The organism is Antrihabitans stalactiti (assembly GCF_012932915.1).
GTDB classification, from domain to species: Bacteria; Actinomycetota; Actinomycetes; order Mycobacteriales; family Mycobacteriaceae; genus Antrihabitans; species Antrihabitans stalactiti.
The window spans coordinates 607,217-632,974 of the sequence record NZ_VCQU01000004.1; the positions used below are offsets into that span (position 1 = coordinate 607,217).

The 25,758-nt window shown below is 64.1% G+C and carries 1 protein-coding gene; it reads right to left on the bottom strand.

What is annotated here, in order from left to right; translation table 11 throughout:
* Positions 1 to 69: 69 nt before the first annotated feature.
* Positions 70 to 25,557: a non-ribosomal peptide synthase/polyketide synthase gene (locus tag FGL95_RS15080; RefSeq protein ID WP_169588108.1), complete on the bottom strand. Its 25,488-nt coding sequence runs from the start codon at positions 25,555 to 25,557 to the stop codon at positions 70 to 72.
* Positions 25,558 to 25,758: the final 201 nt, after the last annotated feature.

Consider the following 25,758-nt stretch of genomic DNA (forward strand, 5'->3'; position numbering starts at 1 on the left):
GGGCGTACGGACGGGGCAATCGAGGCGTTCGGACGCCGCGTTACATCGCTTGGCCATCTTGGTCACGCATCATCGGCCCGCCCCGAGCCCATCGGCCTGGATCAGAGCACTCGTCTTGGCGAGAACATCGGTGAACAGCGCGGCGAGTCCGCTCGCGCCGAGTGCGGGCAATATTCCGGGGACAAGCCCCGAAACTACGACCGTGAGCAACGCGTCCGGCTTGAGTGCTGAGCCCATCGACTTGGACATAGCCTCGATCTTCTCGTGCAGTTGCCGGTAGGTCACGTCGATTTCGCCGTGCGACAGTGCCACCACATCCGGGTGCAGCGGAGCAGCCTCGGCGATGAGGCGTGGCAAATCGGCGATCGTTGCGCGCGGCGCGCGTTCCGAATCGGTCCGAATATCGATGGCACGGATCGTCGCGGTCGGGTTGTTGCTGACCTCGCTGAGCACTCGGAGGAATCGCGCCGCGAAAACTTCGATCGACGCCGCGTCGTAGAGGTCGGATGCGTAGCCGAAACTCAGGGTCATGCCCGACAACTCGCCGGAGTCGCCGCGCTGCTCGATCACGGTCAACTGGATATCGAATTGCGCCCGATCGAGACCGCCGTCGAGCGCGCTGACCTCGAGGCCCGGTAAGGCGAACGACGTCGGAGCGAGGTTCTGGAAGACGAGCATCACCTGAATCAGCGGCGAATAGGCCGATGACCGTCGGACACCCAAGGACTCCACGACGCGGTCGAACGGAACATCGGCATGACCGAATGCTGCGAGATCCTTGTCCCGAGTTTCGAGCAGTACGTCGGCGAACGACTGCCCAGGCGCCAACGTAGTGCGCAGTACAAGGGTGTTGACGAACATTCCGACAAGGTCGTCGAGGACTCGTTCGCCTCGACCAGCGACCGGAGTACCGATCGCCACATCGTTCGCGCCGCTCAACTTCGACAACAGAATCGCGAAAGCTGCATGCACGACCATGAATACGGTCGAGCCGTACTCCCGCGCCGTCTTCGAAATGCGTTCCGCCAGCACAGCATCGACCGAGATCTCGACCGACGAACCCTGCAGCGACTGCCGCGGTGGGCGCGGCCGATCCGGGGATAATGTCGATTGTTCCGGCAGACCGGCAAGCTCTCTCGACCAGAACGTGAGCTGTTGCGCGAGAGCAGATTCGGAATCGTGCTCGTCGCCCAGCACCTCGCGCTGCCAGATCGCGTAGTCCGCGTACTGCACCGGCAACGGATCCCAGCCGGGAGTCTGCCCTTCGATACGTGCGACGTAGGCCGTCATCACGTCACGGGCGAGCGGGCCCATCGAGAAACCGTCACCACTGATGTGGTGGACGACCACGACGAGTATGTGCTCGGTGGGACTCAGTTGGACCAGTCGAGTACGGATCGGGATTTCGGTCGACACGTCGAAGCCACCCGACGCGGTTTCGATGACCAGAGATTCGACCGACGCCTCGGTGCCCCCGACCGGCTCGAGATCGATCGTGACCTGCTTCACGGGCAGCACAACCTGAGTCGGGCCATTCCCGTCGTCGGGATACACCGTCCGCAGGACTTCGTGTCTGGCCAGAACGTCGCCGACCGCCAGGCGAAGCGCGTCGACATCGAGCGATCCCGCCAAGCGGAGTCCGATGACGATGTTGTACGCCGGTGAGGACGTATCGACCTGGTTGATCACCCACATTCGCGACTGCGCCAGCGACAACGGCACTCGCTCCGGGCGTGGACCTGCCACCAACGCAAGCTGATTGCCGTGTCCAACATGCGATTCCACGAGAGCAGCCAACGCAACGACGGTCGGAGCTTCGAACAGCTCACGCACGCCGATCTTGGCGTTCAACGCCGTTCCGAGGCGTGCCATGACTTGTGTCGCGATCAGCGAGTTGCCACCCAAGGCGAAGAAGTCGTCGTCGAGACCGACGCGTGGAGCGCCGAGCACCTCGGAGAACGTGTTAGCGACGATCTCCTCGACCGGATTCGTCGGCGGACGGTACCCGCGCGCTTCGAAGATCGGCGCAGGCAATGCCTTTCGATCCAGCTTGCCGGACGGGTTCAGCGGCATCTCGTCGAGCACGACGAGCGACGCAGGAACCATGTACGCGGGTAGCCGAGCGGCGAGGTCGGACCGGACCTGGTCGGCATCGACTGCGATGTCACCCGCGCCGACGACGTAACCCACGAGCTGATCGCCGGTGTGCGGATCCGACCGGACGACCACGACAGCCTGCGCAACCGAATCCTGTGCGATGAGTGCGGCCTCGATCTCGCCGAGCTCGATGCGGAGACCACGCAGCTTCACCTGGAAGTCTGTGCGCCCGATGTACTCGAGCGATCCATCCGAGTTCCAGGCAACGAGGTCACCGGTCCGGTACATCCGGGCGCCCGGCTCGCCGTACGGGTTGGCGACGAAACGGTCAGCGGACAAGTCGGGCCGCGTCACATACCCGCGAGCCAACTGCACGCCGGCCAAATACAATTCGCCCGCGACACCGACAGGCACCGGCCGCAAACGCGCGTCGAGCACGAATGTCTGGGTATTCCAGACCGGTGTACCGATCGGCACCGCTGCCAGGTCCGCGTCGGTCACCTCGTGGAACGTGACGTCCACGGCGGCCTCGGTCGGGCCGTACAGGTTGTGCACTCGCGCGCCGGTCAGCTCACGCAACCGTTGCGCCGTCTTGCCCGGCAACGCCTCACCGGACGCAAACACACGTGACAACGAGCGCTGTTCGAGTGCCTCTGCGCCGAGTGCATCGACGAACACCGCCATCATCGACGGGACGAAGTGCAGCGTCGTCACGTTCTCGGACGAGATGACATCGAGCAGATACTCGGGATCCCGGTGACCGTCGGGACGCGCGATAACGAGGCGCGCACCGCACTGCAGCGGCCAGAAGAACTCCCACACCGACACGTCGAACGTGGCAGGCGTCTTCTGCAACACCACATCCGAGGAATCCAGCTCGTAGCTGTGCTGCATCCAGACAAGCCGGTTCACGATCGCGCGGTGACTGACGGCCACGCCCTTCGGGCGGCCGGTCGAGCCCGACGTGAAGATCACATAGGCAGTGTTCGACGGCCGCAATGCACTGGTCCGGTCGTCGTCACTTATCGGACCGTCCGCGAAGTCCGCCAGATCGATGGTGTCGATCTGCACCGAGCGAGATCCGACGGGCATGACGAAACCATCACGGCTCGTGGTCAACACGCACACGGGAGCCGCGGTCTTCAGGATGTATTCGGTCCGCTCGGCGGGATGATCCGGATCCAGTGGCACGTAACCGCCACCCGCGGTGACGACGGCGTACATCCCGACCAGGAGATCGAGCGAACGGCGCATCCCAAGGGCGACAAGCGATTCCGGACCCACACCCTCCGAAATCAGATGACGCGCGAGCCGATTGACCCGCGCCGCGAACTCCGCGTACGTCAACTCCGCGCCCTCGAAGCGCAAGGCCACAGCGTCGGGAGTCCGCTCGACCTGTGCTTCGAACATCGAGACCAGAGTCGACGCCGAGTCGACATCGTGGCTGGTGTCGTTCCATTCCGTCAGTACGAGGTTGCGCTCGGCCGCATCGACGAGATCGATATCGCCCACTGCCGCAGCAGGATTGGCGGCCATCGCCGAAAGCAACCGCACCAGCTGATCGGCAATCCGCGAGACGGTCGCTGCGTCGAACAGGTCGCTCAGGTAGCCGGCCTTGACGCGCAGCTGCGAATCCAGTTGCGCAACAAGGGTCAACGGGTAGTGGGTGGCGTCGACCGCCTCGAGCCCAGAGACCGACATGCCGTCGATATCCGACGCCTGCTCCCGGATCCCGGCCGCGTCGACGGGATAGGACTCGAACACGACGAGTGTGTCGAACCGGCTGCCCGGACCCGATGCCGCCTGGATGTCGGCCAAGCCCAGGTAATGGTGGTCCAGCAGCCCCGCCTGCTCACCTTGAACCCGGCTCAACACGCCCGCAACGGTTTCCGACGGATCGAAGCCGACGCGCACAGGCACGGTGTTGATGAACAGCCCGACCATCGACTCGACGCCGGCCAACTCGGGCGGACGGCCCGAGACGGTCGTGCCGAACACGACGTCGGTGCGTCCGGTCATCCTGCCGACGAGGAGTCCCCACGCGGTTTGCAGCACGGTGTTCACGGTGACGCCTGCCAAGGAAGCAAGCTCAACAAGTGCGGCCGTCGCGTTTTCGTCCAACTCGAAGGCATGTTGCGCGGAGAGCGTGGTGATTTCGCGACCGGCGCCGAGCGGCGCGAGAACGGTCGGTTCGTCGAGCCCGGTCAGCGCTTCGCGCCATGCTGCGACAGATGGCGCCTTGTCGCGCTGCGAGATCCATTCCAAATACGTGCGGAAGTTGCCTGCAGGTGGCAGCACCGACGTATCGGAACGGGTCGCGTAGAGGATCAACAGGTCCTTCATCAACAGCGGCATGGACCAGCCATCGAGCAGGATGTGGTGGTTGGTGACGACGAACCGGAAGTCGTCGTCGCTCAACTTGAACAGGGTGAATCGGATCAGCGGTGGCTTCGTCAGATCGAACTGAGCCGTTCGGTCGATCGCGACGAGCCTGCCCAGTTCGGCCAGCGGATCGGACGACGCACTGAGGTCGGTATCTGCCCACTCGATCGGGGCATCCTCGACCACGATCTGAACAGCCGCACCCTTCTCGTCGCTGACGAAAGCAGTGCGCAGGCTTGTGTACCGGTCGACGACCGTCTGCGCAGCCGACCGCAACCTCGCCGAGTCGACCGACCCGGTCAGTTCGAGCACGATCTGCGCGGTGTAGACGTCGATCGACGACCCTGCGAGCAGTGCGTGGAACAATAGTCCGGCCTGCAACGGCGCGAGCGGCCACACATCGCTCAAAGATGGGTACGCGGCTTCCCAGGCATCGATGTCGGATTGCGCGACCTGTACGAGCCGGAGATCCGACGGGGTACGCCCGCCTGCGCCCGGCTGCGAGACGTGCGTATGCAGCGCCGTCAGCGCATCCACCCACAGCGCCGCGAACTCTTCGACATCGGCACGGTCGAGCAGGGTCTCCGGGAATCCGAAGTCGGCGCTCAGCTTGCCGTCGGTGACGATCGAGTTGATGTCGACCGGTGCCATCGCCGGCATATCGGCGTCGGGCGCGGCGTAGAGATCACCAAGATCACTTGCCGGGGTCCAGCCGAGGCCTGCGAACTGCTCCGGAACGTCAGTCGCCGACACCTGACCGAGATAGTTGAAGCTCACCTGCCCAACCGAGTTCTTCGGTAGTTCGGCTGCGGTCTCCGCGTTCAAGTAGCGCAGCATTCCATAGCCGATGCCCTTGTCCGGAACCGCGAGCAACGTCTCTTTGACCAGTTTGATCAATTGGCCCATTGCGGACCCGCCCGCCAAGGCATCCTCGATATCGATGGTCGCGAGGTCGAAGCGAACCGGGAAGATCGTCGTGAACCAGCCCACCGTGCGGGACAGGTCCGCGCCGGGCACGACCTCTTCCTCACGACCGTGGCCTTCCAACCGGATCAGCGTCGATGTCTCCGCCACGCCCCGTCGTGCCCGCCACGCGACCAGAGCCAGGGCAAGTGCGCCGAGAAGCGCATCGTTGACGCTGCCATGGAACAGCGCGGGAACCGTGGTCAGCAGCGACCGGGTCACGTCCTCGCCGACGTCGACGCGCAGTTTGTGCACGGTCGATGCCAGGTCGGTGCCGGGGTCCAGCGGACGGGGCCCGATGAGCGGGTCTGGGCCGTCGATGACGTTGCGCCACATTGCGAGTTCGCGAACGCGTGCCTCGTCGTTGGCCCGTTCGTTCAATGCGTGCGCCCAGCGTCGCATCGACGTTCCCGGCGCGGTGAGCGCGGGAGTATTGCCCGCGGCAACCTGGTACCACGCGGATACGAAGTCCGGCACCAGGATTCGCCACGACACACCGTCGACCGCCAGGTGGTGTACCGCGACGATCAACCGCCCGGTGCGCTCGGGCGATCCTGCCGCCGGTCGTGGATCGAGCCAGACGAACTGCGCTTCGATACCGCGGCTCGGTGCGAGCCTGCCGAGGGCCGAATCGAACTCCTTGACCGCGATCTCGTTGACACGTTCGGGTTCGAGCGTCGACACGAACTCGACGCGATGAACGAGCGCGTCGACATCGATTGCGCCGACCGGCAACGTTTCGAGCCGCCACCGGCCGTCGTCATCCTGGTAGAGCTTCGAGCGGAGCATGTCGTGGCGGTCGATCACGGCGGCGATCGTCGCGACGAGCCGCTCCCGATCGATACCGATCGGCAACTCGAGCACCATCGTCTGGTTGAACCGATCGAAGCTGCCGCCGCGCTCGGTCATGAACGCAACCACTGGCGTCAGCGGCATCTCGCCGATACCGCCACCGGTCAACTCTTGAAGAACGGCAGGTGCATCGGAGTCGACGGGTTTTGCGACCGCAGCAAGGCCTGCGACCGTGCGCTGCTCGAAGACCTGTCGCGGCGTCAAGAGGACTCCGAGCGCTTTCGCTCGCGAGACCAACTGGATGGAAACGATGCTGTCGCCGCCGAGCGCGAAGAACGAATCGTCGATGCCGACGCGTTCGACGCCGAGTACGTCGGCGAACGTCGCGGCGATCGTCTCTTCTAGCTCGTTTCGCGGTGCGCGGTACGCCGCAACTTCAGCGAAGACGGGTTCCGGCAACGCATTCCGGTCGAGTTTGCCGACCGGCGTGAGCGGGATGCTGTCGAGCACCATCACCGACGCAGGCACCATGTAAGACGGCAGGCGACGGCCGACGAATTCCGTCAACTCGGTCACATCGATCGTCTTGTTCGGTGCCGCAACGACATACGACACCAAGTTCGCCGCGCCTGCGGCGTTGCGATGGCCGATCGTCGTTGCGAAGTCGACGCTGTCGTGGCTGGACAATGCAGCGTCGATCTCGCCGAGCTCGATCCGGAAACCGCGGATCTTCACCTGGAAATCGCTGCGCCCCACATACTCCACAGTCTGCTGCGGGGTCCAGCGCACCACGTCCCCAGTGCGGTACATCCGCTCGCCGGGCTCGGCGTACGGATTGGCGATGAAGCGCTCGGACGTCAGTCCGGCGCGTGCGTGATAGCCGCGCGCCAACTGGATACCGGCGAGGTACAGCTCGCCCGAAACCCCTTCCGGCACCGGTCGCAGCCGCGAATCCAGGATCAGCGAACGCATTCCGCGGATCGGGCCACCGATGGTGACCGTCTCGCCCGGCACCAGCGGATCGCTGATGTTCGTCATGATCGTGGTCTCGGTCGGACCGTAGCCGTTGTAGAACTCCCGGCCCGGTGCCCACTTCTGCACCAACTCGGGCGGGCAGGCCTCGCCGCCGGCGACCAGGACGCGCAAGTCGTCCAGCCCGGCCGGATTCATCGATGCCAGCGCTGCCGGCGTGATGAACGCGTGGGTGACCCGCTCGCGCGCAAGCAGCTCTGCGAGCTCGTCGCCGCCGTAGATCGTCGGTGGTGCGACGACCAGCGTCGCGCCCGCGCTCACCGCCAGGAGAAGCTCGAGGACCGATGCGTCGAAACTCGGCGACGCAAAGTGCAAGGCGCGCGACTGCGCGGTGATCCGGTACCGATCACGCTGCTCGGCAGCGTAATTCGCGAGGCCGGCGTGAGTGACCACCACACCCTTGGGGGTGCCGGTCGATCCCGACGTGTAGATCACATAAGCCGGATGCGAGGACCTCAATGGGCGTACTCGTTGCTCGTCACCGATGGGAGCCGTCGACAGTGACTCTGCTTCAGCGGCGATCGAATCCGAATCGATCACCAGCCATTGCACCGTGTCCGGCAGGCCGGCACGGGAGCCAGCGACGGTGAGTCCGACAGTGGCGCCAGAGTCCGTCACCATGTGCTCGATGCGGTCCGGCGGGTAGTTCGGATCGATCGGCACGAAGGCGGCACCCGCCTTCGTGATCGCCCACGCGGCCAACACCGATTCAGTGGATCGGGAGATGCCGACTGCAACCAGATCTTCCGGTCCGATGCCGTGCGCGATCAGCAAGCGCGCCAACCTGTTCGAGCGCGCGTCCAGGTCCGCATACGTCGTCTGCGTTCCCTCGAACACGACGGCTGTGTTGGTCGGGTCGATCGCGACGGCGTCAGCCAACAGGTCCGGCAACGGACGCGACGGAACCGCATCGCCGCCTGCGCGCGACACGAGCGCGGAATGCTCGACAGGCGAAAGGATTTCGATCTCACCGACCGTGGTGTTCGTGTCCGCAGCGACGGCGTCCAGCACTCGGAGCCAGCGCTGTGCGAACATGTCGATGGTCGATTCGTCGTACAGATCGGTCGCGTACGTGATCGCCACGGTCATGCCCGTCGGACCGTCTGAGTCGGACGCGTCCTCCGACAGAGTCAACTGCAGATCGAAGCGAGCGATGTTCTCGTCCAGATCGATCGCGGACACCGTCAGGCCCGGCAGCTCGAGTGTGGTGCGGTCGAGGTTCTGGAACGCCAGCATCACCTGGAACAACGGGTGCCGTGCCTGCGAACGCTCAGGGTCGAGGACCTCCACGAGCCGCTCGAAGGGCACATCGGCGTGACCGAACGCATCGAGGTCTGCTTGACGGACGCGCAGGAGCAGGTCGGCAAACGACTCGGCCGGATCGATCTCGGTGCGCAGGACGAGCGTGTTGACGAACATACCGACGAGGTCGTCGAGCGCGGCCTCGCCGCGCCCCGCCACCGGCGTACCGATGGCAATGTCCGCGGTCCCTGACAGCCGCGCCAGCAGGACCGCGAGCGCCCCGTGCACGACCATGAACAGCGACGAATTCTGCTCGCGAGCGACGCGATTCAGTCCGTCGAGGACTGCCTTGTCGATGGTGAAGGTGGCAGTGCGACCACGGTTGGACGCGACCGGCGGCCGCGGACGGTCCGCGGGTAGATCGAGCTCGTCGGCGATGCCCGTCAGCGTCGTTTGCCAGTAGCGGACCTGCTGTGCGATAAGCGATTCCGGATCGTCCTCCGAGCCGAGTACCTCACGTTGCCACAGCGCATAGTCGGCGTACTGCACCTTCAGCGGTGCCCACGACGGCGATTCGTCACGAACTCGCGCGCCGTATGCCGCCATCACGTCACGCGCCAACGGAGCCATCGAGAACCCGTCACCGCTGATGTGGTGGATCACGATTGCCAACACGTGCTCGGCAGCGCTCGCAGCGAACAGCTGCGCCCGCAGCGGCACTCCGGCACTGACGTCGAAGCCGCCCGACACGAATTCGACGATCGAATCGATCAGCCCGTCCGCGGCAACCTGTCGCACGGGGACGTCTGGCAGCGCCTTCTCGGCGGCGACGACCACTTGGTGCGGCGTGCCGTAGTGCTCGGGATAGTAGGTGCGCAGCGCCTCGTGGCGACGAACGACGTCGATGATTGCCAGTCGCAACGCCTCGCGATCGAGTTCGCCGGACAGCCGGATCGCGATCGGGAGGTTGTACGCGGACGACGATGTGTCGTACTTGTTCAGGAACCACATCCGCTGCTGTGCATAGGACAGCGGAATGCGGTCTGGGCGAGGGCCCGCGGTCAGCGCTTTGTTTCCTGGACCGCCGGTGTGCGATTCGAGCCGCGCGGCAAGCGCCTCGACCATCGACGCCTCGAACAGCACCCGGACCTGCACTCGCGCATCGAGTGCAGCACCGATCCGCGACACCACTCGGGTCGCGATCAACGAGTTTCCACCGAGATCGAAGAAGTCGTCGTCGAGACCGACGCGATCGACCTCGAGCACCTCAGCGAACACAGCGGCCACGATTTCTTCGACCGGTGTCGACGGTGCACGGAACCGCCGCGCCTCGACCGACGGTGCGGGCAACGCCTTGCGGTCCAGTTTGCCGTTGGCGGTCAGTGGAATTGCGTCGACGACAACAAGGGCCGACGGCACCATGTAGGCGGGTAGCAGGTCTGCCGCGCCGTCCCTGACGCCTTCGATATCGACCGTCGCGCCATCGGCGGCAACGACATAGGCCACGATGCTCTGGCCACGCGCGGCGTCGTCACGCACGATCACCGCGACTTGCGCGACCGAGTTCTGCGCCAGCACAGCGGCTTCGATCTCGCCGAGTTCGATACGGAAGCCACGAAGCTTGACCTGGTCGTCCGCGCGGCCGAGGTATTCCAGCTCACCTGCACGGTTCCACCTGGCGAGGTCCCCGGACCGGTACAGCAGCGAGCCGGGCTCGCCGTACGGGTTTGCGACGAATCGTGCAGCGCTCAGGGCAGACTGGCCCAGGTAGCCGCGCGCCAATTGCGATCCCGCAACGTACATCTCGCCCACGACTCCGGCCGGGACCGGAATGAGTCGGGTATCGAGGACGTAGACGCGCAGGCCCGCGATTGCCGTGCCGACGACGCTGCTCTTCGCTGCGTCGGCGGTCGCACTGTCCAGCGCGCGGTAGGAGACATGCACGGTCGTCTCCGTGATGCCGTACATGTTCACCAGGACCGGTGCGTCGTCCGCGTGCCTGCGATACCAGTCGCGCAGGCGGCGGACCTCCAACGCCTCACCGCCGAAGACGACGTAACGCAAGGCGAGCGGCTCGGCAGCCGGCTCGGCGTATCGGTCGACCTCGGCAAGTTGGTAGAACGCCGACGGTGTCTGATTGAGGACCGTCACCCGCTCGCGCCGCAAGAGTTCCATGAACTGTTCCGGCGACCGCGATGTGTAGTAGTCGACGACGACGAGCGTTCCGCCGTGCAGCAGCGGACCCCACAGCTCCCATACCGAGAAGTCGAACGCGTAGGAATGGAACATCGTCCACACGTCGTTCTCGTCGAAGCCGAACTCCGACTGTGTGTTCGCGAACAGCTTGACGACGTTGCGGTGCGGGACGAGCACACCCTTCGGGCGGCCGGTCGAGCCCGAGGTGTAGATGACATAGGCGACGTTCGCCGAGCGCAGAGGCGCCAGCCGCTCGGCATCGGTGATGGGCCCCGCATCGATCGACTCGTCGAGCGTGTCGATGTCGATGACGGGCAACGTGTTCGGCAACACCACGGCACGTTCCGAGCTGGTGAGAACGCATACCGGCTTGGCGTCGGCGAGCATGTACTCGATGCGCTCGCTGGGGTAGGTCGGATCGACGGGCAGGTAGCCACCACCCGCTTTGACCGTCGCAAGCAGCGCGACCACGAGGTCGACCGAACGCGGCAAGGCCACCGCGACAAGCGATTCCGGCCCGACGCCCGCGTCGATCAGATGGCGGGCCACCTGGTTCGCGCGCTTGTCGAGCTCGGCATATGTCATCGAGACATCGCCGAACCGCACCGCTACCGAGTCACCGTGCGCCGCAGCAGCCTGCTCGAACAGCGACACCAGATCGCCTTCGGCGCCGGAATCTGCGCCCATCGAGTTCCACAGCTCGAGCACCTGTGCGCGCTCCGCGGTGTCGAGGATCTCGACATCGCCGATCGGATGATGTGGCTCAGCTGCGACAGCCCGGAGGATCGTGACGAATCGTTCCGCGAAGCCTGCGACCGTCGACTCGTCGAAAAGATCTGTCGCGTAGGTGAACTGACCCGACAGCGGAGTCGGACCAGACCCGCCGTGCTCCTGAATCGTCAACTGCAGGTCGAACTTCGCTGTGCCGGTATCCAAATCCAGCGGTTCCGCGACCAAGCCCGGTAGCGCGAAGCTGCCGCCGAAAGCGTTTTGGAAGGTCAGCGCGATCTGGAACAACGGGTGGTGAGCCTGCGAACGGGCCGGGTCGAGCACCTCTACGAGTCGCTCGAAAGGGACATCCGCGTGACCGAAGGCGGCCAAGTCGGTTTCGCGCGTGGCTGCGAGCAACTCGGCGAACGTCTGTGCAGGATCGATCTGTGTGCGCAACACCAACGTGTTGACGAACATGCCGATCAGATCATCAAGCGCTTGTTCGCCGCGGCCTGCGATGGGTGTGCCGATGGCGATATCGGTGGTTCCGCTCGACCTGGCCGCCCACGCGGCGAGTGCTGCGTGAATGACCATGAACAGCGACGCACCGTTGTCTCGGCCGAGTTCGACGAGACGATCGTGCAGCTCTGCGTCGATCTCGAAGCCGAGTGTGCGGCCGCGGGCGCTGGCCACCTCGGGGCGGATCCGATCTGCTGGGAGTTCCAACACATCCGGCAGATCTGCCAGAGCGTTCGACCAGTACGCGATCTGGTCGGCGATCAACGAGTTCGGGTCGTCTTCGGTTCCGAGTACCTCGCGGTGCCACAACGTGTAGTCCGCGTACTGGACTTCCAGCGGCTTCCAGTCGGGCGCATCGCCATGGGTGCGCGCCGAGTACGCCGTCATCACGTCGCGCACCAACGGACCAACGGAGAAGCCGTCGGCGCTGATGTGGTGGACGACGAGCACGATGACGAATTCGGTCGCGGACAGCTGCAGCAGCCGGGCACGGAACGGGAGATTGTCGGTGAGGTCGAAGCCCTCCGTCACCAGTTCAACAACCCGACCCGGAAGGCCCACGGCGTCGGTCGATTCGATCTCGATCTCCGCGACGACCGATTGGATCGGCAGAATGACCTGCGACCCGGTGCCGTCGACGTCGGGGTAGACGGTGCGCAGCGATTCGTGCCTACCGAGGACGTCACTCAACGCAGCCCGTATGGCACCGACATCGAGGTCGCCCGTCAGCCGCACCGCCACCGGGATGTTGTTCGCGGCGGAATCCGTGTCGAAGCGGTTGAGGAACCACATCCGCTGCTGCGCAAGGGAAAGCGGAATCGTTTCCGGCCGCGGCCAGGGCATCAAAGCCGGCCGGCCACCGGCACCGGCGTGCTCCTCCACGCGGACTGCGAGGGCACCGACCGTCGGCGCCTCGAACAGCGCACGCACCGGCACCTGAGTGTCGAGCGCAGCGCCGATCCGTGACACGACCTGCGTCGCGATGAGCGAGTTGCCACCGAGTGCGAAGAAGTCGTCGTCCAAACCGACGCGGTCGACGCCGAGAACGTCGGCAAGGACCGACGCAACGATCTCCTCGACCGGCGTCGTCGGCGCGCGAAACACCGTCGCCTCGAAAACAGGCGCCGGCAACGCTTTTCGATCCAGCTTGCCGCTGGCGTTCAATGGGAACTCGTCGAGAACCATCACCGCCGACGGCACCATGTAGCTCGGCAACTCGCGACCGACGAACGACAGAAGCTCGTTTACATCGACGACCTCGCCGGCAACCGGCGTCACATAGCCGACGATCTGATCGCCGGTATGGGGATCCGAACGGACCACGGCCACTGCCTGGCCAACCGCTTCGTGTGCCGACAGCTCGGCCTCGATCTCACCCAACTCGATTCGCAGGCCGCGCAACTTGACCTGGAAATCGGTCCGGCCGATGTACTCCAGCTCGCCATCAGCTCGCCATCGGACCAGGTCACCGGTCCGATACATCCGCTCGCCAGGCTTACCGAACGGGTTCGCAACGAACCGGTGGGCGGACAACGCCGATTCGGCCCAGTACCCGTGCGCCAGTTGAGCGCCCGCCAAGTACAACTCGCCAGGCACCTCGGGAGGAGTGACGCCGAGACGTGAATCAAGCACCAGTGCGCGTGAATTCCACACCGGAGAGCCCATCGGCACTGCAGCGCCTACGGGCTCGGGAACCTCATATTCCGTTGCGTGCACGGTGAATTCTGTGGGGCCGTACAGGTTGTGCACGGCAGCGTCGCAGACGCTGCGGATTGCCTCCACCGCGGTCACCGGAAGCGCCTCGCCCGCGACCAACAAAGCCCGCAGCGAGCGCGACATCTCCGGCGCAAGACTGCTTGCAAAGATCGACAACATCGACGGCACGAAGGACGTCAGCGTGACCGACCGCTCGGCAATCACTGTAGCGAGGTACTGCGGGTCCCGATGGCCATCCGGCGTCGCGACGACCATCGCCGCACCGGAAGTCAACGAGCTGAACAGCTCCCAGACAGAAACGTCGAAGGTCGACGGAGTTTTAAACAGCACGACATCAGCCGGTCCGATGTCGAAACGGTCGGTGATCCACTGAACCTGGTTGGCCACAGCCGAATGCGGCACTGCGACACCTTTGGGGCGTCCGGTGGATCCCGACGTGAAGATGACGTACGCGGTGTTCTGTGCGCGCAATGGCGCAATCCGATCCGAATCATGTACTGCCGCAACCGAAAAAGCACTCAGGTCGAGGGTATCGAGCCTGATTGCCGGCAGGGTGGTGCCAACAGCGAAGTCGACGGCTTCGGATGTCAACAGGCAATGCGGAGCCGCTGACCTGAGGATGTGTTCGATCCGCTCGACAGGATGGTCCGGGTCCAACGGCACGTACGCGCCGCCCGCGGCATGAACCGCGTAGATCGCCACGACCAGATCGGTCGAACGACGAATTCCGAGCGCCACCAAGGACTCTGGACCGACACCAACCGAGATGAGGTATCGGGCAAGCCGATTCACTCGGCCTGCGAATTCCTCGTACGACAGCTCGATGCTGTCGTCATACAGGGCGACGGCATCCGGTGTGCGCCGAGATTGTGCCTCGAACATCGATACGACAGTCGTCGGAGTCAGCGTATGCGCGGTCGCATTCCAGTCCGCCAGCACACGACGTCGCTCGAAGCCATCGAGCAAATCGACGTCGCCGACCACCGCGTCGGCACTGGCCGTTGCGGCGTCGAGCACCCGCAGGAAACGGTCCGCGAATATCGCGACCGTGCTCGCGTCGAACAAGTCTGTTGCGTAATTGAACTCCGCGCGGAAGCCCGCGAACGAAGTGCCATTCGGGATCTCGGACAGGGTGAGCTGCAGGTCGACCTTCGCCATCCCGGGGTCGAAATCGATGCTTTCGACCGACAGACCAGGCAGTTCGACCGACTGCATCGCCACATTCTGGAATGCGAGCATCACCTGGAAAAGTGGGTGTCGTGCCCGCGATCGCGCCGGGTTCAACACCTCCACGAGGCGCTCGAACGGAATGTCCGCGTGACCGAAGGCCGCCAGAGCAGATTCCCTTGCAGCAGAGAGCAGTTCGGCAAAGGTCCACGACAGGTCGATTTGCAGACGAAGCACCAACGTGTTGACGAACATGCCGATCATGTCGTCCAGAGCCGCTTCACCACGGCCGGCAACGGGCGTGCCGATCGGAATGTCGGTGCTGTTGGACAACCGGGACAGCAACGCGGCCAGGGCGGAATGCATGACCATGAACAGCGACGTGTTGCTCGACCGTGCAAGGTCCGCCGACCGTCGATGCAACTCGGGAGAGATCGCAAACACGTACGTCGCGCCGCGATCCGATGCGACCACCGGGCGCCGCCGATCCGACGGCAGATCGAGCTGGTCCGGCAGATCCGCCAGCGCCTCACGCCAGAACGCGATCTGTTGCGCTACAACCGAATCGGGGTCGCTCTCGACACCCAGGACCTCACGCTGCCACAGGGCATAGTCGGCGTACTGCACCGGCAGCGGTGCCCACAAAGGCTCTCCGCCATCGACTCTGGCGGAGTAGGCCGCCATGATGTCGCGCGCCAGCGGAGCCATCGACGCGCCGTCCGCTGCGATGTGATGAATGACGATGGCAAGCACATGCTCGGTCGGGCTGACCTCGAACAACTTGGCGCGGAATGGTACCTCGCGAGAAACGTCGAATCCAGCGACGAAAACTTCGCCGATGCGAGCCAACAGTTCGAACTCGGGGACCTCAGCCGCGGACAGGTCCGGGATCACGCGCGCCGTGGGGACGACGAGCTGGTACGGAACGCCATCGTCGTCCGGGTACATCGTGCGCAACGATTCGTGCCGGGCAAGCACGTCGGCGACTGCCACCTGGAGAGCATGACGATCGAGCAGCCCCGACAGGCGAACAGCCAGCGGGATGTTGTTCGCTGCCGACGCCGTGTCGAATCGGTTCAGGAACCACATCCGCTGCTGCGCGAGCGAAAGCGGCACGCGTTCCGGCCGAACGTATGGGACCAGCTCTGTCCGAGTTCGGGTGCCGACGCTCGACTCTGCACGTTGCGCGAGCGCCGCGACATTCGGAGCCTCGAACAACTCACGAACGGTGATCGCCGCATTCAGCGCGACGTTGAGCCTTGCAACGACCTGCGTCGCGACGAGCGAGTTCCCGCCGAGGTCGAAGAAGTCGTCATCGACACCGACGCGGTCGATGCCGAGAACTTCGCTGAAGACACCGGCGACGATCTCCTCCCCCGGTGTAGACGGGGCTCGGAACGCGTGTGCGATGTATTTCGGTTCGGGCAACGCATTCCGGTCCAGCTTGCCGGAGGAGTTGAGCGGGAGCTCGTCGAGCACGACGAACGCTCCGGGCACCATGTAGGACGGCAGCCGCTGCGCGAGAGCGGTTTTCAGACCAGCGGTGTCTACGGACACGCCCGGTGCGCCGACGACGTACGCCACCAACTGGTCGCCCACCGGCGAGTCGGTACGCACGATAGCGACCGCACCCGCAACGGACGGTTCGTTCAGCAGCGCTGCTTCGATCTCCCCGAGTTCGATCCGAAGGCCACGCAGCTTCACCTGGAAGTCGGTACGCCCGATGTATTCGAGCACTCGATCGCCGGTCCATCGCACGAGGTCGCCCGTGCGATACATCCGCTCACCGGGGCGACCGTAGGGATTGGCGACGAACCGCTCGCCCGTCAGATCCGGCCGGCTCGCATAGCCGCGCGCCAATTGCGCACCCGCCATGTACAACTCGCCTGCAACACCGACTGGGACGGGATGCAGCCGCGCATCCAGAACCAGTGCCTGCGAATTCCACACAGGACCGCCGATCGGCACCGTGAGTCCCAGGACGGCGGGCACCGCGTATTCGGTCGCGTGCACAGTGAACTCGGTGGGTCCGTACAGATTGTGGATCGCTGCAGCAGACACCCGTCGGGTCGCGGCCACGGCCGACGCGGGCAGCGCCTCACCCGCAACCAGGAACGCGCGCAGTGACCGCACAGCATCGGGTGTGACGCTGCTTGCGAACAGTGCCAACATCGACGGGACGAAGGACGTCAGGGTCACCTTGTGCTCGGCGATCACGTCCGCCAGATAGTTCGGTTCCCTGTGACCGTCCGGCGTGGCGACCACCATGGAGGCACCAGTTGCCAACGGCCCGAACAGTTCCCAAACCGAGACGTCGAACGTCGGAGGTGTCTTGAACAAGACGACATCCGAGGGGCCGATCCCGAAGCGGTCGCAAATCCAGCGCACCTGATTGGCAACAGCAAGATGGGTCGCCGCTACACCCTTAGGGCGCCCTGTCGAGCCCGAGGTGAAGATGACGTACGCGACGTGACCGGGAAGGAGCGTCCCGAGCCGCTCGGAGTCCGCTATCGGAGCGGTCGAATAGCCTGATACATCAAGAGATTCGAGACTCAGTGTGGACAGATTGTTTAGCGCCGGCTCGTCCGCGTCGGTCGTCAGAATGCACACGGGTCGCGCACTCTCGATGATGTGCGCGATCCGCTCCACCGGTTGATCCGGGTCCAGCGGCACATATCCGCCACCCGCTTCGAGAACCGCATACATCGCGACGACGTACTCGAGCGAGCGCCGCATCCCAAGGGCGACGAGAGTCTCCGGCCCGACGCCTCGGGCGATCAGCGCGCGCGCCAGCTGATGAACTCGTTCGGCAAAACCGTTGTACGACAGGCTCTCCGTTCCGAATCGGACAGCGTCCGCGTTCGGTGTTCGCACAACCTGAGCCTCGAACAGCGAGACCAGCGTCGCGCTCGGGTCGAGGTCTCGCGACGTCGCATTGAACTGGTCCAGAACCAGGGACTGCTCATCCGGATCCAGCAGATCCAGGTCACCGACCGGTACGCCGGAATCCGCCGTCACTGCCTCGAGCACACGAACGAAACGCTCGGCGAAACTGGCGACAGTCGCCTGTTCGAACAAGTCCGTCGCGTAGGTGAATTCAGCAGACAACCCGCTCGACGGCTCGTCGCCGAAGGGCTCCGACAATGTCAACTGCAAATCGAACTTGGCCAGTCGTGCGTCGTACTCGACGCTGGCGACATGCAGACCGGGCAACTCGAGTGCGACGCGGCCGGTGTTCTGGAACGCCAACATCACCTGGAACAGCGGGTGTCGAGCCTGCGACCGCGCGGGGTTCAGGATCTCGACCAGGCGCTCGAACGGAACGTCGGCATGCCCGAACGCCGCCAAGTCCGATTCTCTTGCATCAGCGAGCAATTCGGTGAAATCTCGAGCCGGATCGACACGCATTCGCAGGACGAGCGTATTGACGAACATCCCGATCATGTCGTCGAGCGCGGCTTCGCCACGACCGGCGACAGGGGTACCGACCGGGACGTCCTCGCTCCCGGACAACCGCGACAACAGCACGGTCAGCGCGGCGTGCATCACCATGAACAGCGAGGCGTTGTTCAGGCGCGCGAGCTCCATCAACCGCAGGTGCAGCTCCGCAGAGATCGCGAACGCATACGTCGCACCGGAGTACGACGCGACAGCGGGACGGGGTCGATCCGACGGCAGGTCCAGTTGGTCAGGTAGCTCCGCCAATGCCTCCGACCAGTAGTGAACCTGTTGCGAGATGAGCGAATTCGGATCGTCCTCCGACCCCAGAACCTCGCGCTGCCACAACGTGTAGTCGGCATACTGCACCTGCAGCGACGACCACGCCGGCGCTTCCCAGCTCGTTCGCGCGGAGTAGGCGACCATGACGTCTCGCGCCATCGGTCCGACCGACCAGCCGTCCGCCGAGATGTGATGAACCACCATCGCGAGAACGAACTCGTCCTCGTTGATCTCGAACAGCCGCGCGTGCAGTGGAACTTCGGCTCCGACGTCGAAACCGATCGACGCGAGCGCGATCAACTCTCGATCGAGGTCGTCTTCGGACACCGTGACCGGCGTCAAGTCCGGAACGATCTGGGCGGCGTCGAGGACGATCTGTTCTGGCCCGTGCGGTGTTTCCGGGAACACCGTTCGCAACGATTCGTGGCGATCGATCAGATCGATGACGGCGACCTGAAGCGCTGCGATATCCAGATCTCCCGACAACCTGATCGCAATGGGGATGTTGTTCACAGCCGACGACGTATCGAAGCGGTTCAGGAACCACATCCGTTGCTGCGCAAGCGATAGCGGAATCCGCGCCGGGCGCTCACGCGGCGCGAGTGCGGCTCGGCCACCGTCGCCGACGTGCGATTCGACGCGGGCGGCAAGCGCCCCGACGGTCGTGGCCTCGAACACCATGCGAACGGGGACACGCGTATCCAACGCGGTCCCGAGTCGCGAGGACACGCGCGTCGCGATCAGCGAGTTTCCGCCGAGTTCGAAGAAGTCGTCGTCGACGCCGACTCGTTCGGCGCCGAGAACATCGGCGAAGATCCCTGCGATGATCTCTTCGATCGGAGTCGACGGTGCGCGGAAGCCTCTGACCTCGAAGGTCGGTGCCGGCAACGCTTTTCGATCCAGCTTTCCATTCGCGGTCAGCGGAATCCGGTCGATGACGACCACCGCGTTGGGAACCATGTGCGCCGGCAGCGTGTTGACCAGGGCCGCCTTCAGTTCCGCTGTATCCACACCATTGTCGGCGTGCATCGGAACGATGTACGACACGATCTGAGTGCCCACGACGGTGTCGACGACGACCGTCGCAGAATGCGCCACATCGGCGTTGGCGAGCACAGCAGCATCGATTTCGCCGAGCTCGATCCGGAAGCCACGGACCTTGACCTGGTCGTCGGCACGACCGAGGTAGACCAACTCGCCGTCCGCGGTCCACCGAGCGAGGTCGCCCGATCGATATAGCCGCTCACCGTGTTTGCCGAAGGGGTTGGCGATTTCGCGATCGGCAGTGAGCGACGGCTTCCCGAGATATCCACGCGTGAGCTGTTCGCCGCCGATGTAGATCTCGCCCGGAACACCGACTGGAACCGGTCGCAGGCGTGAGTCGAGCACGAACACGTCGAGGCCAGCGATTGCTCGCCCCACGACGCTGCTGTTCGCGCCGAGCGCGATGTCGCGATCCAGGCTGTGGATCGAGACGTGCACCGTCGTCTCGGTGATGCCGTACATGTTCACCAGGCGCGGCGCGTCGTCAGCGTGGCGTAGGTACCAGTCGGCAAGGCGACGGAATTCGAGCGCTTCTCCGCCGAAAATCACGTAGCGCAAAGACAATTCACGCCGTGATGCATCGGCGTACCGGTCTGCCTCGATCAGTTGGAAAAACGCCGAGGGTGTCTGGTTGAGCACCGTGACCCGCTCGCGACGCAGCAGCTCGAGGAACTGCTCGGGCGAGCGTGATGTGTAGTAGTCGACGACGACCAACTCGCCGCCGTACAGCAACGGGCCCCACAGCTCCCACACCGAGAAGTCGAATGCATAGGAATGGAACATCGTCCACACATCGGTGTGATTGAACCCGAAGTACTTGTCGGTGTTCGCGAAGAGCTTGACCACATTGCGATGTGGAATGAGTACACCCTTGGGGCGACCGGTCGAGCCCGATGTGTAGATGGCGTACGCGATGTTGGCAGGAAACAGTGGCGACAGTCGTTCGGAATCGAGAATCGGCGAGGAGTCGACCGTGTCGTCGTCCAGCTGATCGATCGCAAAGACCGGCAACCCTTCAGGCGCCGCTATGTCAGTGGTCGAGTCCGTCAGAATGCAGACCGGTTCCGCATCCGACAGCATGTATTCGATCCGCTCCGACGGATACGCCGGATCGATCGGAAGGTACGCGCCGCCAGCTTTCATCGTCGCGACCAAGGCGACGATGAGGTCCGCGGATCGCGGTAGCCCAACAGCCACAAGCGATTCCGGCCCGACGCCCGCCCCGATGAGCACTCGGGCCAAACGATTGGCGCGCTCGTCGAGTTCTCGGTACGTCAGTGTCGTCTTCTCGTATCGAACGGCGACGGAATTCGGCCGGGCGGCGACCTGGTGGTCGAACATCGCTACCAGCGTCGATTCGATTCCGGTGTCGCTACCCGAAGAATTCCACACCTCGAGGACCTGACGACGCTCGTCCGCGTCCAGAATCTCCAGGTCACCGACCGGGCGACTCGGGTCCGCGGTGACGTCGGCGAGTATCCGCAAGAATCGATCGGCGAAACTACGGACCGTTGCGGGATCGAACAGATCGGTCGCGTAGGACACGATGCAATCGAGCCCACCCGGAGCGCCGTCGGCAGTGCGCTTTTCGGTCAACGTCCACTGCAGATCGAACTTTGCGATGTCGACGTCGAGTTCCTGGCCCGAGACGGTCAGGTCGCCGACCTGCAGAGTCGTGTTCGCGATCTCCTGGAACGACAGCATCACCTGGAAAAGGGGATGACGAGCCTGGCTTCGAGCCGGGTTGATCACCTCGACCAACCGCTCGAACGGCACGTCCGACTGAGCGAACGCAGCAAGGTCGGATTCGCGTGTGCGCTCGAGCAGTTCGGTGAAACTGAGGTCGCCGTCGACCTGTGTGCGAAGCACGAGCGTGTTGACGAACATGCCGATCAGGTTGTCGAGCGCCTGTTCGCCGCGCCCTGCGACCGGTGTACCGATCGCAATGTCGGTCGTGCCACTCAACCGCGCGAGCACGACAGCAAGTGCGCTGTGCAGCACCATGAACAGACTGACACCGTTGGCGCGGGCCAGCGAGGTGAGCCGGCCATGCACGTCGTCGCTGATGTCGAGACTGACGCGGCCGCCGTGGAAGGTCTGCACCCGTGGCCTCGGCCGGTCCGACGGCAGGTCGAGCTGATCGGGCAACCCCGCCAAAGCCTCACGCCAGTAGGCGATTTCACGCGACGCCATCGAGTCGGGATCGTCTTCGAGCCCGAGAAGGTCACGCTGCCACAGCGTGAAGTCGCGATACTGCACCGGCAGCGGCGCCCAGGTCGGTGCCACGCCTTGCGCGCGCGCCAAGTAGGCGACAGCCACGTCCCGTGACAGCGGGCCGAAGGAGAAGCCATCTGCCGCAATGTGATGCATGACGATCCCGACCGCGTAGTCGGCCTCGTCGAGCTTGAAGATCTGCACCCGGATCGGGAGTTCGTGCGATACGTCGAAACCGGTCGATGCCAGTTGGGTCAGCCTCGCGGGTAGCTCCGACTCCGCGATCGGGACAGCGGTGATCCCGAGATCGACCTCCGATATCGGCAGCACGTGCTGATATCCGCCGTCGCGAGAATCCGGAAAAATCGTCCGCAATGATTCCTGGCGCTCGATGACGTCGGTCATCGCAGCGCGCAGCGCATCGAAATCCACGTCGCCGCGGAGGCGAACGACGAACGGAAGGTTGTAGGTCGGGACCGACGGATCGAACTGGTTGAGGAACCACAGCCGCGCTTGCGCCAGCGACAGCGGCACCCGCTCAGGCCGGGGTCGCGCTACCAGTTCCGGACGCGAAGGATCAATGGGCGCAAACGATTCGACGCGTGCCGCGATCCCCGCGATGGTCGGCGACTCGAAGAGTGCGCGCACCCCGAGTTGAATGCCGAACGCCGCGCCGACACGAGCCACGACCTGTGTGGCAACGAGCGAGTTGCCACCGAGATCGAAGAAGTTGTCGTCTATACCGACCTTCGCCAGCCCGAGGACATCGATGAATACGCCCGCGACGATCTCTTCGGCCTGGGTGCGTGGTGCTCGGAAACCCTTGGTCCCGGCGCTGAAGAGCGGCTCGGGCAACGCTTTACGGTCCAGCTTGCCGCTGGTATTGAGCGGGAACGCGTCGAGCACAACGATCGCGGCGGGGACCATGTAGCTCGGCAGCTTCGTCGACACGAACTGAGCAAGCTCGATCGGATCGGCGCTGTGCCCCGCACTGGACACGACATAGCTGACCAACTGCTCACCGGTCGCCGTGTCGGCCACAAGCGTGACGGCTTGGCTGACGGACGGATGCGAAAGCAGACCGGTTTCGATTTCGCCGAGTTCGATGCGCTGACCGCGGAACTTCACCTGGAAGTCGGTGCGGCCGATGTACTCGAGGACCCCGTCGGCTCGCCAGCGAACGAGGTCGCCGGTTCGGTACATTCTCGTGCCGGGTTCGCCGTTCGGGTCTGCGACGAACCGGTCGGAGGTCAGGTCCGGGCGGCCGAGGTAGCCGCGCGCCAACTGCCGCCCGGCGAGGTAGAGCTCGCCTGCGGCGCCGACTGCGGCGGGGCGGAGTCGCGAGTCCAACACGTACGCGGCGACGTTCCACTCCTGCACCCCGATGGGCACGGTCGTGACGTCGGCTTCGCTTGCCTGCCAATTGGTTACGCTGACCGCTGCCTCGGTCGGGCCGTACAAGTTCTGCAAGCCCGCGGCGCTGATCCTGCGGAAACCTGCGGCGGTTTCCGGCGGCAACGCCTCACCGATGACGAAGACGTGCCGTAGCGATGCGCATTGCGCAGCGGTGGCTTGCGCAACGAAGACCGTGAGCATCGACGGCACGAAGTCAGTCACCGTCACGCCGTTGCGCGCAATGGTGTCCGCGACGTACGCGGGATCGCGGTGACCGTCCGGCGTTGCAACGATCAACTTGGCACCGACGAGCAGCGGCAGGAAATAGCCCCACAGCGAGACGTCGAAGGTGGTCGCCGTCTTTTGCAAGTAGACGTCGTTGGCATCGAGCTCGTACTCGGCGAGCATCCACAACATCTGGTTGACGATCGCGCGATGGGCGACGGCCACGCCCTTAGGCCGACCCGTCGAGCCGGAGGTGTAGATGACGTAGGCGGTGTTGGCCGGCTGCAACGGCGATGTGCGTTCGGCGTCGGTGATCGGACCGTCGTCGAATTCGGATAGATCCAGTGCATCGATCTCGACAACAGCGACGCCTTCGGGCAGATCGACGCTGTCGGTCGAGGTCGTCAACACGCATACCGGCGACGAACTGTCGAGGATGTAGCCGGTGCGCTCGGCCGGATGATCGGGATCGATAGGGACGTAGCCGCCGCCGGCCTTCAGTACGGCGTGCATGCCGATCACGAGATCCAGCGACCTGCGCATGCCCAGGGCTACAAGCGATTCCGGGCCGACGCCGTCGGCGATCAGGTAGCGGGCTAGGCGGTTGACGCGAGAATCGAATTCCGAATACGACAGCTCGCTGCCCTCGAACTCGAGCGCGACGTTGTCGGGCGATTTTCTGATCGCCTCATCGAGGAGTGCAACCAGAGTTGTGTCGGGAACGTCATGGTGCGTCTCGTTCCAGCCGTGAACCGACAATTCGCGTTCGTCGTCGGCGACGACCTCCAGCGACCAGACTTTCGTATCCGGATCTGCCGCCAAGAATTTCGCAAAGAACTGTACGAATCGCGCGTGCTGCCGGTTCGCCTCGTCCTCTGTGTACAGATTCGCGTTGGTCTCGAAATCGATATGGAATTGCGTGCCCGATTCCGATTGCGCAACGGACTGATAGAAATTGACGCCGAGATCCTCGATACTGCCGGTCGAAAGAACGTTGAGGTGGCCCGTCATCGGACCGAGCTCGATTGCAGTTTGGAAAAGCATGATATTCACCCAAGGCCCGAAAAACTCCTTGGTGTTGTGCGTGTCCGAACTCGCATCACGGCGAATGTCTTCGTGGCGATACCGCTGGTGGCGCAGCGCGCCGGTGACCTCGACGGCGACAGCCTTGAGCAGATCGGAAACCGTGGTGTCGTAGCCGACCTTCAACCGCATCGGAACGACGTTGGAGATCATGCCTCCCGAGCGCCGCATGACCGCCGTGGTTCGAGCCGTCACGGGCAGGCTGAGGATGACGTCCTCGGTGCCGGTGATCTGCGCCATGTACGTCGCGAATGCAGCGATGAGCAGGCCGGCAGGCGATGATTCGTGCTTGGCGCCTGCGTCGTCGAGCAGCGCGGATTCCTCCGCAGAGAGCGTGGCGGTCGCAATGCCGTTGATCGGTGTGGGCGCCGCGGTCCGACCGGTCAGGCTGGTGCCGGATTCGAGGCCGCGGACCCGCTCCGCCCAGTACGCCTTGTCCGTCTGAAACCGAGTGCTGTCGCGATAGGCGACTTCGTTCTCGACCATCGCGCGCAGGTCGCCCGGATTCGGCAGCGCCGCTTCGCGACCCTCCACAATCGACGAATAACCCTCGGCGATCCGGTTCACCGTTGTGACCGCGCCGAAGCCGTCGAGAACGACGTGATGAACGCGCTGATACCAGAAATATCGCTCGTCTTCGATGCGGAAAACCGCGCCGATGATCAGCCGATCTTTGACTAGATCGATCGGCTTGCTGTAATCCGCCCGCATCCATTCGATTGCAGCGGCGGCAGGATCGTCTTTGTCCCGATAGTCGAAAGAGGGAATGAGAATGTCGAGCGAGTAGTCGACGACCTGAAACGGTTCACCGTTGCGCTCGACGATTCGCAAATGGCCGGAGCCGAAGCCCTCGCCCGCCAGCTCCGCGCCTCGCAGCAGGATCGCAGGGTCGAGATCACCACGAATGTCCAGGTACTGCGCAATATTGATCGGTACCTCGGGGTCGAGGTGCTGCGCGTACCAGATTCCAAGCTGGGCCGGAGATAGCGGAAACTCGTCCAGCGGCTGCTGCGCATCGCGAGCAGAACTGTCGAATTCCTCGAAATCTTGTTGGTCCAACCTCTACCTCACCTCTGGAGCGCCAAACGGCCCCGAACCACTCCACAACTCCCGACAGAAGCCTATCCAATCGCTGCTGCGCCGTATTCGGGCCAAGTTCGCATATCAATCCGCTAATAGTCCACTGTGGTCTATACGTCTATCTGTTGCGTCCCGTTACATCATGCCGCGTCTTGGCCAACCGACCAGTTCGTCATCTCA